The sequence below is a fragment of the Bradyrhizobium sp. PSBB068 genome (assembly GCA_016839165.1).
GTDB lineage: Bacteria > Pseudomonadota > Alphaproteobacteria > Rhizobiales > Xanthobacteraceae > Bradyrhizobium.
This window is the reverse complement of sequence record CP069300.1, coordinates 3,323,536-3,336,542: the sequence shown is the minus strand read 5'-3', so window position 1 is coordinate 3,336,542 and position 13,007 is coordinate 3,323,536. Positions and strand designations below refer to the sequence as shown.

At 65.7% G+C, this 13,007-nt stretch carries 12 protein-coding genes; 5 read left to right on the top strand and 7 right to left on the bottom strand.

Features of this window, described 5'->3' with window-relative positions; genetic code table 11:
• Positions 1-22: 22 nt before the first annotated feature.
• The 5 genes from JQ507_15365 to JQ507_15345 form a co-directional block, all read right to left on the bottom strand.
• On the bottom strand, positions 23-613 hold the full coding sequence (locus JQ507_15365; GenBank protein QRI72760.1) for a class I SAM-dependent methyltransferase: 591 nt from the start codon (positions 611-613) through the stop codon (positions 23-25).
• A gap of 14 nt (positions 614-627) precedes the next feature.
• Complete coding sequence (argC, locus tag JQ507_15360; GenBank protein QRI72759.1) at positions 628-1,605, bottom strand: N-acetyl-gamma-glutamyl-phosphate reductase; 978 nt, start codon at positions 1,603-1,605, stop codon at positions 628-630.
• Complete coding sequence (locus JQ507_15355) at positions 1,602-2,267, bottom strand: FMN-binding negative transcriptional regulator (GenBank protein QRI72758.1); 666 nt, start codon at positions 2,265-2,267, stop codon at positions 1,602-1,604. The genes argC and JQ507_15355 overlap by 4 nt, the downstream gene beginning before the upstream one ends.
• 220 nt (positions 2,268-2,487) lie before the next feature.
• Positions 2,488-3,477 carry an MBL fold metallo-hydrolase gene (locus JQ507_15350; GenBank protein QRI72757.1) on the bottom strand — a complete coding sequence of 330 codons (990 nt, stop codon included), beginning with the start codon at positions 3,475-3,477 and terminating at the stop codon, positions 2,488-2,490.
• A 147-nt stretch (positions 3,478-3,624) separates the two neighbouring features.
• Positions 3,625-4,155 carry a DedA family protein gene (locus JQ507_15345; protein QRI72756.1) on the bottom strand — a complete coding sequence of 177 codons (531 nt, stop codon included), beginning with the start codon at positions 4,153-4,155 and terminating at the stop codon, positions 3,625-3,627.
• A 184-nt stretch (positions 4,156-4,339) separates the two neighbouring features.
• Here JQ507_15345 and JQ507_15340 point away from each other — a divergent pair, with 184 nt between their 5' ends.
• The 4 genes from JQ507_15340 (at position 4,340) to JQ507_15325 (ending at position 8,869) form a co-directional block, all read left to right on the top strand.
• Positions 4,340-4,708: a hypothetical protein gene (locus tag JQ507_15340; GenBank protein ID QRI72755.1), complete on the top strand. Its 369-nt coding sequence runs from the start codon at positions 4,340-4,342 to the stop codon at positions 4,706-4,708.
• Positions 4,709-4,833: 125 nt separating this feature from the next.
• Complete coding sequence (gene parE / locus JQ507_15335; GenBank protein QRI72754.1) at positions 4,834-6,894, top strand: DNA topoisomerase IV subunit B; 2,061 nt, start codon at positions 4,834-4,836, stop codon at positions 6,892-6,894.
• 227 nt (positions 6,895-7,121) lie between these two features.
• Entirely contained in the window at positions 7,122-7,913 is a 792-nt protein-coding gene (locus tag JQ507_15330; GenBank protein QRI72753.1) for a porin family protein, read from the top strand.
• Between the two features lie 185 nt (positions 7,914-8,098).
• The gene (locus JQ507_15325) at positions 8,099-8,869 is read left to right on the top strand and encodes a glucose 1-dehydrogenase (protein QRI72752.1); all 771 of its coding nucleotides are present in this window, start codon (positions 8,099-8,101) and stop codon (positions 8,867-8,869) included.
• Between the two features lie 80 nt (positions 8,870-8,949).
• Here JQ507_15325 and JQ507_15320 read toward each other — a convergent pair whose 3' ends face one another.
• Positions 8,950-10,194, bottom strand: coding sequence for an FAD-dependent oxidoreductase (locus tag JQ507_15320; protein QRI72751.1), 1,245 nt, complete (start codon positions 10,192-10,194; stop codon positions 8,950-8,952).
• 66 nt (positions 10,195-10,260) lie between these two features.
• Positions 10,261-11,757 (bottom strand): caspase family protein, encoded by a 1,497-nt coding sequence (locus JQ507_15315; GenBank protein QRI72750.1) that lies wholly within the window; start codon positions 11,755-11,757, stop codon positions 10,261-10,263.
• A gap of 235 nt (positions 11,758-11,992) precedes the next feature.
• Here JQ507_15315 and JQ507_15310 point away from each other — a divergent pair, with 235 nt between their 5' ends.
• Positions 11,993-12,946, top strand: coding sequence for an AraC family transcriptional regulator (locus tag JQ507_15310; protein QRI72749.1), 954 nt, complete (start codon positions 11,993-11,995; stop codon positions 12,944-12,946).
• The last annotated feature ends 61 nt before the right edge of the window (positions 12,947-13,007 follow it).

Here is a 13,007-nt window from a genome sequence, read left to right as displayed (position 1 = left end):
CGTCAGCGCCGGTGCCCGCCAACTACGCGCCCTTGCGCACGACGATATGCAGCATCGTCGCGGGCGCCTCGTCAAAACTCTTGATCTCGCTGGTGTCGGACGAGACCTGCGTCCACGCCCCCGAGGCGGCGTAGGTCGCCGCCAGCCAATCGGCCTCCGGATAATTGTAATAGCGGCCGATGCTGTCGCGGCCATCGCCATGGCCGATCTTGTAGCTCGCGTAGAAGATGCCGGCGGGCTTCAGCGCCCGGTGGATGCGGCCGATGATGCCGGCTAATTCGTCGCGCGGCACATGCAGCAGGCAGGCGCTGGCCCAGACGCCGTCATAGGCCTCGCGATCCCTTAGCTCGTCGAACAGCATCGGCTCGACGGGATGATTGATGCGCCGCGAAGCTACCTCGGCCATCTCCGGGGAGCCATCGGTCGCGCGCAGCACGAAGCCTTCGGCAAGCATGACCGCAGCGTGATTGCCGGCGCCGCAGCCGAGTTCGAGGATCGCGCCGCCCGGCGGCAACAGCTTGAGGAAGCCGATCAGCCGGGTGGACGGTGCTTTCGCCCACCCGGCATAGGCCTCGGCATTGCGCCGGTAGAATTGCAGCGTGGCGTCGTCCACGGTGCGCCTGGCCGTCAGCTGTCGGCCAGACCGAGCATCAGCCGCATGTTCTGAACCGCGGCCCCCGAGGCGCCCTTGCCCAGATTATCGAGCCGGGCGACCAGCACCGCCTGGCGATATTTGTCGCTGGCGAACACGTAGAGCTCGAGCTGGTTGGTCTCGTTGAGCGCTTCCGGCTCGATCTTGCCGCCCTTGGCGGCTTCGTTCTGCAGCGGCATCGCGGTGACGTATTTGCTGCCGGCATACCACTTCGCGAGAACGGCCTGCAGGTCGGCTCCATCGGGCTTGCCCGGCAGCGCGTCGAGCTGCAGGGGCACCGACACCAGCATGCCCTGCCGGTAGTTGCCGACCGACGGGATGAACAGCGGCCGCCGCGTCAGATGCGAATACAGCTGCATCTCCGGTACGTGCTTGTGCTCGAAGCCGAGGCCGTAGAGGTGGAAGGCCGGTGCCGAGCCGTCCTCGAAGCTCGCGATCATCGACTTGCCGCCGCCCGAATATCCGCTCACCGCATTGATGGTGACGGGATAATCGGCAGGCAGCAGCCCTCCATCGACCAGCGGGCGCAGCAACGCGATCGCACCGGTCGGATAGCAGCCGGGATTGGAGACCTTCGGCGCGTTGCGGATCTTGTCGGCCTGGCCGGACGCGAGCTCGGCAAAGCCATAGGCCCAGTCCGGCGCGACCCGATAGGCGGTCGAGGCGTCGAGCACTTTTGGCGCAGCATTGCCCATGGTGTCGATCAGCGCGACGGTCTCCTTGGCCGCGTCGTCAGGCAGGCAGAGGATCACGAGATCGACCTCCTCCATCAGCGCACGCTTGGCGCCGGCATCCTTCCGCTTGTCCTCGGCGATGTGCTTCACGGTGACGTCGCCGATCGAATGCAGCCGCTCCTGGATGCCGAGGCCGGTGGTGCCCGACGCCCCATCGACGAACACGGCCTTGGTCGCACCGCTCTTGGTTTTCGGCTGGTTGGTGTCAGTCAAGGTCATGGCACGGTCCTTTCGAGCTCATTGGTTTTGATAGCAAAGACTTCCGGCCGCGCCTGCCGCATCAATTGCGCGATCTGTTGCGCGCCGGCGTCGGCTCGCGCGGCAAGGTGACCCGCGACCGCCGCAAAGTCGGTCTCGGATTTGTGCTGGTTCAGCTTGAAGCTGCCCTCCACCTCTTCCACCGTCATCTCAAGGCCCACGATCGCCTTCTTCATGGCATCGAGCCGCGCCGCTGTCATCTTGCCCGACACCCACGGCTTTTTCGGCAACAGCCGATCCTCGAACTTGGCCGTCAGTGCGTCGATCTGAACCGCGAGTTCCTCACCCGACAGGGGCCGGACCGGCCCGGTCAGATGCACGGCCTGATAGAGCCAGGTCGGCACCTGGTCGGGCGACACATACCAGTCGGCCGACACATAGGCATCGGCGCCGGTGACGGCCAGCAGCCAGGGCGCTCCACCCAAAAGCTTTACCAGCGGATTGTGACGAGCAACATGAAACAGCGCCCGCGGCGTGCCGTCGGCGGCGTACGACAGATAGAACGGCAGCGCGGAAGCGACCGGCTTGCCGCCGTCCCACGCGCAGGCAAGGCCGAAGCCGCGCGCCTCGGCGAAGGCAAGGCTTGCGGCGCGGTCGGGCTTGAATGGTTGCGGCGTATACATGGTCGAATACTCCTGCTTGACGAAGGAGCCGCCAGATCGAACCGCGTGTCTTTTTGAGGAGAGCGCCGCGGGATCAGATCCGGCGGCAGAGGCGATGGTCTTAAACGCGAGCGACCGCCCATACCGCGAGAATGCGGCGGCGGCGGGCGATGATGATGGTCGCGGCGTTGATCATGGGCGCGGCTATAAGGCCGCGCCCCCTTTGCGTCAAGGAAAACCGTCAGATCACCGGATTCCACGGCGCCGGCACGACACGGTAGCCGCTGCCGTCCTTCACCACATTGCCGAGGCCGGGGAACGGATAGTGGAAGCCCTGCACCTGCAGCCGCTCCGCGACGATCATGTCGTAGACGCGGCGGCGGGTCTGCTCGGCGACGTCGGCGTCCTGGTCGAAGAACGCGTGCCAGCCGGGATTGGTCGCGAACAGATCCGGGTTGTTGGTGACGTCGGACTGGATGAACACCTTCTCCGATCCCGAGGCCAACACGTAGGAGGTGTGGCCCGGCGTATGGCCGACGGTCTCGACCGAGGTCAGGCCCGGCGCGATCTCCTTGCCCCATTCGTAGGGCGTGACCTTCTTCTTCAGCGCAGCCTCGAAGATGTTGCGGTTGTTCTTGAACAGGCCCTGCATGCGGCCAGCCGGCGCCCGGCTCATCTCGCCATCGTCCATCCAGAACTTCCATTCGGTCGCCGGCACCAGCACCTCGGCATTCGGGAATGCCGGCGTGCCCTCGGCAGTGAGCAGGCCGTTCACGTGATCGCCATGGAAATGCGAGATCACGACCATGTCGACGTTCTTGGGATCGAAGCCGGCGGCGACGAAATTGTCGGCGAACAGGCCGTTGGCGCCCTTGGAGCTGGCCTTGGCCAATGCGCCGTTGCCGGTGTCGATCACGACCAGCTTGCCGCCGGTGTTGAGCACCAGCGGCGCGAACCAGATCGTCACCATGTCGCGCGGCATGAACGCCTTGTCCAGCGCCGCGTTGACATCGTCCCGCTTCGCATTGGGGATGAAGGCGTCCTCCAGCTTGAACACGTTCTTGCCGTCGGACACCACGCTGACCATGATGTCGCCGACCTTGTAGCGATAGAAGCTCGGCGCCTGCCTGTCGGCCGCGGGCGCTGCGGCGCCGGCCGGGACTGCCGGCAGCAGCGGCGCGGCGGCAATGCCGGCAGCACCGGCAAGAGCGTGACGTCGTGTCAATTCCATGTGTTGTCCTTCCAGTGAGACGGCGCCCGATAGTCCGTGCTTGGTGAGCGAGGTTGTATCAGCGTTTCGATGCCCGCGCGATGACGGCTGCGCGCGGTCCTGCTTCTCCCGCCTACCCCCTGAACTGCGGCCTTATTCCGAAACTCGCTACACCACCCGCCATATCCATTCGAGGGCCTGGGCAATGACGTCGCCGAACAATAGCAGCGCCGCGGACCAGACCAGCGCGGAGACGAAATTGGCGATCTGAAATTGCCAGTACGACATCTCGAAAATGCCGGCCGCAAGCGGCACCGAGGCGCGCAGCGGGCCGAAGAAGCGGCCGATGAAAATGCTGGGCACGCCCCATTTCTTAACGAAGGCTTCGCCGCGCGGCAGGATCTCCGGATAGCGCGACAGCGGCCACATCTGCGCGACCTGCTCCTTGTAGCGGTAGCCGAACCAGTAGGAGACCCAGTCGCCGAGTGCGGCGCCGATGCCGCCCGCGATCCAGATCGGCCAGAAATTGATCCCGCTGACGCCGATCAGGGCGCCGATCGCAACCAGCGCACCCCAGGCGGGCACCAGCAACGAGATGAAGGCGAGCGATTCAGCGAACGCCAGCAACATGACGATCGGAGCGGCCCAGACCTGGTGATGGCGAACGAATTCGGCCAGGGCCCGCGTAAGGTCTTCCATCTCGTCGTGTGCCTTCCGCTCCGTTGAACCTCGAATGAACCTTTCTAGCGGCACGCAGCCTAAGAACAGGTAAGCCAGCCCATTGCGTGACATCAAGTCACAAAGGCGGGGATCAAACGTGATTTCCCATCAGCCCCCGCGGTCCGGGCTGGCTGGCACCTCCCTCGCAAAAACGAATCACTGGATGATCGGGCCACTGGTGATGTGCGTAAGCGTTCTCGCCCTGCTGTTCGGAATGCTCGCGGGCATCGCCATGGGCATCCAGCACGGCTTCACGTTGGGGCCGGCGCACGCGCATCTCAATCTCGTCGGCGGTGTGTTGCTGTTCCTGTTCGGGCTCTACTACCGGCTGATGACGGCCGCGGGCAGGATGCTGCTCGCCAGGATCCAGGGCTGGCTGCATATCATCGGCGGCATCCTGTTTCCGGCTGGCGTGGCCGCCGTGCTGCTGAAGGGACCCTCGTTCGTGGCCGCCCCGATCGTCGGACCGCTGATGGTGGCAGTCGCCATGGCCCTGTTCACGGTCATTGTATTCCGTACCTCGCGGGCGTAATCGCAGGCTCCTATCTAGAGGGACGGCCGGGCCCGAGGTGCGGTCGTCCCCATTGGCAGCCCATCCGTGGCATAGTCAGAGCAACCGATTCGCCGCGCCATGATTGGCGCGCCACTTGAAGAAACATGGCCAAATCATTGAAGTCGAACGCCAAAAGCAAATCTGCTGACGACCTGTTCGGAGCCCCGGAACCGAAGGGCCGCGCCGTCGCGAAGGCTGCAGCCAAGCCCGTGAAGGACGCCGAAGCCGGCTATACGGCGGCGAGCATCGAGGTCCTGGAGGGCCTGGAACCGGTGCGCAAGCGCCCCGGCATGTATATCGGCGGCACCGACGAGAAGGCGCTCCATCACCTGTTCGCCGAGGTGATCGACAACGCCATGGACGAGGCCCTGGCGGGCCACGCCACCTTCATCGAGGTCGAACTGACGGCCGACGGCTTCCTGTCGGTGAACGACAACGGCCGCGGCATTCCGATCGACCCGCATCCGAAATTCCCGAAGAAGTCGGCGCTCGAAGTCATCATGTGCACGCTGCACTCGGGCGGCAAATTCAATTCCGATGTCTACGAGACCTCGGGCGGCCTGCACGGCGTCGGCGTCTCCGTGGTCAACGCCCTCTCCTCCCGGCTCGAGGTCGAAGTCGCGCGCAGCGGACAGTTGCATCGCATGACCTTCGAGCGCGGCCATCCCAAGGGCAAGCTCGAGGACCTCGGCAAGGTCAGCAATCGCCGCGGCACCCGGGTCCGCTTCAAGCCTGACACCGAAATCTTCGGCGCCAAGGCCGCCTTCAAGCCGCAGCGCCTGTTCAAGATGACGCGCTCGAAGGCGTATCTGTTCGGCGGCGTCGAGATTCGCTGGCACTGCGATCAGGAACTCCTGAAGGGCGTCGAAGACGTCCCGGCCGAAGCCAAATTCCACTTCCCCGGCGGCCTGAAGGATTACCTCGCCGCGGCGATCCACGCCGACACGCTGGTGCATCAGGACATCTTCTCCGGCAAATCCGGCCGCAGCGGCGCGCATGGCGCCTGCGAATGGGCGGTCGCCTGGACCGCCGATGCCGACGGGTTCCTGTCGTCCTACACCAACACCGTGCCGACACCCGACGGCGGCACGCATGAATCCGGCCTGCGCAGCGCGCTGCTGCGCGGCCTGAAGGATCACGCCGAGCGCGCCGGCCAAGGCAAGCGCGCAGCCTCCATCACCTCGGAAGACGTGATGGTGGGCGCAGCCGTCATGCTCTCGGTGTTCGTGCGCGAACCTGAATTCCAGGGCCAGACGAAAGACCGCCTCGCCACCGCCGAAGCGCAGCGCATCGTCGAACAGGCGATGAAGGATCCGTTCGATCACTGGCTGTCGGGCAATCCGAACCAGGCCAACCGGCTGCTCGATTTCGTGATCGACCGCGCCGAGGAGCGGCTGCGCCGCCGCCAGGAAAAGGAAACCGCGCGCAAGACCGCCGGCAAGAAGCTGCGTCTGCCCGGCAAGCTCGCCGATTGCTCCGACGCCGGCACCGAGGGCTCCGAACTGTTCATCGTGGAAGGCGACTCGGCCGGCGGCAGCGCCAAGCAGGCGCGCGACCGCAAGACCCAGGCCGTGCTGCCGCTGCGCGGCAAGATTCTCAACGTCGCCTCCGCCGGCAAGGACAAGCTGACCGCCAACGCGCAGCTCTCCGATCTCGTGCAGGCGATCGGCTGCGGCACGCTCGCGCACTACCGTGAAGAGGACCTGCGCTATCAGCGCATCATCATCATGACCGACGCCGACGTCGACGGCGCGCACATCGCATCGCTCCTTATCACCTTCTTCTACCGGCAGATGCCGCGGCTGATCGACGAGGGCCATCTCTATCTGGCGGTGCCGCCGCTCTACAAACTCAAGCACGGCACCAAGTCGGTCTACGCGCGCGACGACGCGCACAAGGAAGAGTTGCTGAAGAACGAGTTCAACGCCAACGCCAAGGTCGAGGTGAATCGCTTCAAAGGCCTCGGCGAAATGATGCCGGCGCAGCTCAAGGAAACCACGATGGATCCGGCCAAGCGCACGCTGCTGCGCGTGGTGCTGCTCGCCGACGATCGCGAGGGCACCGCCGACTCGGTCGAGCGGCTGATGGGAACCAAGGCGGAAGCGCGCTTTGCCTTCATCTCCGACAAGGCCGAATTCGCCAGCGACGATTTGCTCGACGTTTAGGCCCAACCGGCTGATTTCAAACGATTTTACGGCCGCCTCCAGAACGGGGCGGCCGTTCTTCATTGAGCCCTGTCGAAGGCTGCCAGCGGCTTCGTTTTCGAGCGGTTGTGTCTCACCCGCAACAGCTTTTCCGGCGGAAGCACGTATAGTCCAAGCATGAGTTTCGGGAATCGGTGCCAGCGCACCCCGGTCAGCGACCCGATCGAACGCTAGTCGAGGATTTGGACATGAAGAAGATTTTGCTCGCTCTGACCGCGGTTGCTGCGATGACGGGTTCCGCGTCGGCTGCCGATCTGGCCGCCCGCCCCTACACCAAGGCTCCGGCCCCGATCGCGGTGGCGCCGAGCTGGACCGGCTTCTACATCTTCGGCGGCGGCGGCGGTGGCCTCTGGGACGCTGACACCGGCGTCCAGTCGACCGTCACGGGCGCGCCGATCCTCGGCTTCAACCAGCGCCAGGGCGGCGACGGCTGGTTCGGCACCGTCGGTGCCGGTTACGACTGGCAGACCGCCAACAGCTGGGTCATCGGCGTGTTCGCCGACGGTCAGTTCGGCAGCCTGAAGGGCACCATCCAGGATCAGGGTCCGTTCGTCGCGGGCAACATCAAGAACGACTACAGCTGGGCCGCCGGTGCGCGCCTCGGTTATCTGATCGCTCCGAACGTTCTGTCCTACGTCAATGCCGGCTACTCCAGCTCGCACTGGAAGGGCACCACGCTGTTCAACACCGCGAGCGCTCTCCCGTCGGGCCTGCACACCAACGGCTTCGACCGCAGCGGCTGGTTCGTCGGCGGCGGCGTCGAGAACAACCTGAACATCTTCGGCATCACCGCGCCGGGCTGGTTCATGAAGACCGAGTATCGTGCCGCTTACTACGACAAGAAGAACATCTCGGAACTCGCCGACGTCACCAACATCTCGAACGGCCGAGACATCACCTTCAAGCCGTTCGTTCAGACCATCAGCACCTCGCTGGTCTACCGTTTCAACTGGACCGGTCCGGTTGTTGCGAAGTACTGATCTCTGCTGACAAGGCAGACCAAAAGCCCCGGCATCGTCCGGGGCTTTTTTTGTTGCTGAACGCCTTCGAGAGCGATCTCGCGCACGCCTCCCGGCGCAGGACCAACCGGCCGCGCCCGATCTGGTCAGCGCGGTGGCGATCGGGCACTCTCGCGACCAGATTCAAACCACAGCGGACAACAACAATGAGAAACGGACAGTTTGATCTCTCGGGCAGGGTCGCGATCGTCACCGGCGGCAATGGCGGCATCGGGCTCGGCATGGCGCGCGGCCTCGCCGATGCCGGCGCGGCGGTTGCCGTGGTCGGCCGCAACGAGGCGAAATCTGCTGCTGCCGTCGAGGATCTGGGCAAGCGCGGCGTCAAGGCGATCGCGGTGGCGACCGACGTGACCGACAAGGCGGCCGTCGCGGCCATGGTCGAGCGGGTCATCGGCGAGCTCGGCCGGATCGACATCCTCGTCAACAACGCCGGCATGAGCATCCGCAAGCCGCCGCATGAGCTCGAGCTCGACGAGTGGAGCAAGGTGATCGACACCAACCTCACCAGCGCCTTCCTGTGCTCGAAGGCGGCCTATCCTGCGCTCAAGGCGTCGGGCCACGGCAAGATCATCAATATCGGCTCGATGATGTCGATCTTCGGCGCGAGCTTCGCTGCGGCCTATGCCGCGAGCAAGGGCGGCATCGTGCAGTACACCCGCGCCTGCGCCAACGCCTGGGCGCCCGACAACATCCAGGTCAACGCCATCCTTCCCGGCTGGATCGACACCGACCTGACCAAGGGCGCACGCCAGCAGGTTGCCGGGCTGCATGAGCGCGTGCTCGCGCGCACGCCGGCGGCGCGCTGGGGAGCCATCGACGACTTCGCCGGCATCGCCGTATTCCTGGCCTCGCCCGCGTCGGATTTCGTCACCGGCACCGCGATCCCGGTCGACGGCGGCTATTCGGTCATGGCCTGAGACACAGGGGCCCTGCTGGAGCGGCCGGGGCCCTTCGCATCCTGCTCGCTCAGGAGAAGTTCGCCGGCACGCGTGACGCTTCAGCCTGCGGCCGGCGAATGCACGTGCTCCGGGCGCACTCCGACCGCGACGAGACGCGCCGTCAGGCCCTGCAGCCAGGGCATCGCCGTGATCAACCGCAGCGCGAGCGGCACCGGTCGATCGCCTCCCTTCAGCGCCGCGCTGATGATGTTGTCCTGCGCGATCACCTGCATGCGCTGCGTCACGCGCACCGGGAATTCGCGGCGGCGCCGCACCGCATCGAGCTCGTGCTCCGACGGACAGCCTTGTGCGAGCTTCGCCGCCAGGATGTTGGCGGTCGCGACCGCGTCCTGCACCGCGAGGTTGACGCCGACGCCGCCGATCGGCGACATCGCATGCGCCGCATCGCCGATGCAGAGCAGCCCGGGAAGCGTCCAGCGCGTCAGCCGATTGATCGCGACCGTGAGCAGCTTGACGTCGTCGAAGCTCTTCACGTCGCCAATGCCGGCCTTGAGGATCGGCGCCAGCCGCAGCACGTCGTCGAGCAGCGCCGGCAAGCCCCTCGCCTTCACGGCGTCGTATTGCCCCTTGGCGATCACATAGGCGCATTGCCAATAGTCGCCGCGATCGAACGTCACCATCATCTTGCCGTGGTCGACACGGGCGAACAAATTCTCGGTCTCGTCCGGATGGCGCCCGACGCGAAACCACAGCACGTCGATCGGCGCGCCGATCTCCTCGACGGCAAGGCCTGCGCGCTCGCGCACGATCGAACGGCGGCCGTCGCAGCCGATCACAAGATCCGCCTCGATGTCGATCGTGCCGTCGGGCGTCGTCACGCGGACGCCGGCAACCGCATCGCCGCGCCGGATCAGGTCGGTCGCCTCGGCGCTCATCAGCACCTGCAGCGAGGGAAAACGCTTGCCGCTGTCGCGCAGGAAATTGAGGAAGTCCCACTGCGGCATCATCGCGATGAAGGGATATTTGACGCTGAGGCGGCTGAGGTCCGCGATCCGCACCGAGGTGCCGCCGAACATGCCGTCGAGCTTCTGGATGTCCTGGTGCGGCAGCTTCAGGAAGCCGTCGATCAGACCGAGCTCGTCCATCACCTGCAGGGTCGAGGGATGCACGGTATCGCCGCGAAAGTCGCGGAAGAAGTCGGCGTGCTTCTCCAGCACCACGACGTCGATCCCGGCGCGTCCAAGCAGATAGCCGAGCATCATGCCCGCCGGCCCGCCGCCGACCACGCAGCAGCGCACCTTCATCTGACCTGTGTTCGGTCCTGCCGGATTGCCCGCATCCATGATGCCGTCCTTAACCGTTGTCTCGCCGCTCCCTTGGTAACGCGGGTCGGACGACAAGGATGCAGACTATCGCCTGAAGGTCTTGATCTCCGACACGCTGCCGTCGCGATAGGTCAGTTCCACCGAGACCGATTTGGTCTGCGGCGCGAGCTTCAGGTAGGGCTGCGCGTCGGACGGGATCGCGCTCGGATCGCGCGAATTGCAGGCGGGCATCTTCAGCACCTTGTCCGGCACCGCGGTGTCGATGCCGATCCGCACCTCGCGAATCGCGCAGCGATACGACATCAGGTGGGTATAATAGACGAGCAGCCCGTTGAACTCGCGGAACGACAGCCAGCTTGTCGCCGTCATGTCGAGGATCTTGCGCTGGTCGCGGATCAGCGCGGCGTCGGGATCGAACTTGATCGGGAACGGCCCCTGCATCTCGCCCTGGGTATCGACATAGCGAAGCTCGATCGTCGCCGCCGGCGCATCGGCCGGCAGCTCGATCGACGGATTAGGCATCCGCTTGCGCGTGCGCGGATCGAGCGTGTCCATGAAGCCGGTTTCGCGGAAGTCGCCGCGGTCGCCGATCCGCCAGGAGATGCCGAGCGTCGGATCGGCGATCGAGAACACGACCGTCCAGCCGCCATTGTGGCGCGAGAAGCTCGCGATCGGCGCGTTGATCGAGTCCTCCTTCGGCAGCTTCGGCACCGACACCGGCGGCAGCGCGGCCACCTGCTGCGCAGGCGTGGCCGGCTTGGCCGCCTCGGCCTGGGCTTTCGCAATCCCGTTCAGGAAGACGTCATCGACCATCTGGTCGAAATAGACCGGGATCTGCTTGTGCTTCACGGTCTCGGCCATCTCGCTGACCAGGCGCCGCGTGCGCTGGGCGACCTGCACGAGGTTCTCGCCGGGCTGCAGCAGCTCCCCGGCAAAGGTTCGCGTGAACACCGAATTGGGATTGGCATCGTCGTTCGACAGCCGGTCGAGCGCGGTCTGGCGCGGCCCCGCCGAAAACACCGAGAACACGCCTTCCGGCAGCTGCGTCATCGGGGCGAGGCCACCACCGCCGGCAACCGCGCGCGTGCCGGCCCGCTCGAACGGATTGTTGCGGCAGGCGTCGAACACCAGGATCGAGGTGCGCGCCTTCTTGTTCTGCAACCGCTCGATGATGCGGTCGGCGAGAACCGAGGCGTCGCGCACCAGCTCCTCCTGCCCTTCGGTCGCCGCCGGTACGTCGGTCGGCAGCAGGAAATTCTGGCCCGCGATCTCGAAGCCGTGACCGGCGTAGAAGAAGAATGCGGTATCGCCGGGTTCCACGGCGCGGTCGAAGGCGAGCAGCGTCTCGGAAAACGCCTGCCGGTTCAAATTCTCGGCCAGCATGACGTTGAAACCGAGCTGCTTCAGCGTGTCGCCCATGGTGCGGGCGTCGTTGACCGCCTTCTGCAGCTTGGGCACGTTCCGGTAGTCATTGTTGCCGATCACCAGCGCAATGCGCTTTTCGGCCTGGGCGGGCGCCGCCGATGCGACGCATACGACCGCCAACAGGGCCGCTGAAAGTCTCGAAAGCCAGCTCTTCATCCCAATTCCCGCCTGCACGAAAGTGCGCCGCTCGCGCGCCCGCCTAATAGTCGGGTCAGCCGTTTGGCCGGTTCAAGACCGGCGATGGACGGCCGTCGTGAGCGCCTCTTGGCGCCCGTCCCGGCCACCATGGGGCGTCCCGTCCGCCCCAGGCCAAGTTTCTTTTTACAGCCCGCGTGATAGATTCGGGGCCTCACTCCGGCGCGAGCTCTCCACAGGTCCCAAAGGCTCTTCCGTGTACACATGGTCCACTGAGCAAGTCGATCCCCGGGATCGCTTCGACTATTGGCGCGAGGTGCGTGCCAAGGGGTTGTTCGGCGTCACCGCGGAACTCGAGCCCGAGCACCGCCGCAACTTCTTCGGCGAGTTCTCGCTGCGCAAGCTCGGCGATGCCGGCCTGGTCGAGCTGCGGGCCTCGCCCTACCGGGTCGAGCGGGGCGCGGGCGACATCGCCGACGCCCGCAGCGACAGCCTGTGCGTCTACCAGCAGCTCGGCGGCGGCGGCTGGTTCGGCGGCGCACGGCTTGATGAATTCGCGGTGCGCGACGGCATGTTCGCGACCAGCTATTCGGACCTGCCCTATCGCACCGTCCCGCTGCACGACGACGGCTTCCACCTGCGCATCATCAAGATCCCGGTGACGAACATCGTGCCGCCGGGCGCCGAGCTCGGCGAACTCGTCCCGCGGCCGGTGCAGGATGAGACTGCGCTGCAGCCGCTGCTGGAATCATGCTTCCGCGACCTTGTCGAAGGCAACGACACGACGGCGCCGGACCCGGCCCCGATGGTGCAGGCGCTGGCCCATATCGCGCTGATCGAGCGCGGCATCATGCGGCCAAAGAGCCGGCTCGCACAGCAGGCGCTGCGAACCGCCCATCTGTCGCTGGCGCGCCGCCTGATCCGGCGGCATCTGCCCGACGCGGCGCTGGCGCCAACCCTGATTGCCGGCCTGCTCGGCATCTCGGTCCGTCACCTGCACATCCTGTTCGAGGAGACGGAGATGAGCTTCTCGGAGACCGTCACCGCGCTCCGGCTTGCACAAAGCCGCCGCCTGCTCCGCGAGCAGTCCGGGCGGACCATCGCCGAGGTCGCCTTCGCCTGCGGCTTCGAGAGCCTTGCGACGTTCTACCGCCTCTTCAGCGCCTCCGAATCGATGACGCCGGGCGACTACCGGGCCCGATTGGCCTGATCGTCGGTCTGGACGCGCTGGGTAGACCTGGCTCTTTGCGGGTTGCTAAAGCGCGTTGATG

Coding starts and splice junctions, on each gene's coding strand:
- argC (QRI72759.1), bottom strand. CDS start 1,605: ATGACCTTGACTGACACCAACCAGCCGAAAACCAAGAGCGGTGCGACC.
- JQ507_15355 (QRI72758.1), bottom strand. CDS start 2,267: ATGTATACGCCGCAACCATTCAAGCCCGACCGCGCCGCAAGCCTTGCC.
- JQ507_15350 (QRI72757.1), bottom strand. CDS start 3,477: ATGGAATTGACACGACGTCACGCTCTTGCCGGTGCTGCCGGCATTGCC.
- JQ507_15345 (QRI72756.1), bottom strand. CDS start 4,155: ATGGAAGACCTTACGCGGGCCCTGGCCGAATTCGTTCGCCATCACCAG.
- JQ507_15340 (QRI72755.1), top strand. CDS start 4,340: ATGATCGGGCCACTGGTGATGTGCGTAAGCGTTCTCGCCCTGCTGTTC.
- parE (QRI72754.1), top strand. CDS start 4,834: ATGGCCAAATCATTGAAGTCGAACGCCAAAAGCAAATCTGCTGACGAC.
- JQ507_15330 (QRI72753.1), top strand. CDS start 7,122: ATGAAGAAGATTTTGCTCGCTCTGACCGCGGTTGCTGCGATGACGGGT.
- JQ507_15325 (QRI72752.1), top strand. CDS start 8,099: ATGAGAAACGGACAGTTTGATCTCTCGGGCAGGGTCGCGATCGTCACC.
- JQ507_15320 (QRI72751.1), bottom strand. CDS start 10,194: ATGGATGCGGGCAATCCGGCAGGACCGAACACAGGTCAGATGAAGGTG.
- JQ507_15315 (QRI72750.1), bottom strand. CDS start 11,757: ATGAAGAGCTGGCTTTCGAGACTTTCAGCGGCCCTGTTGGCGGTCGTA.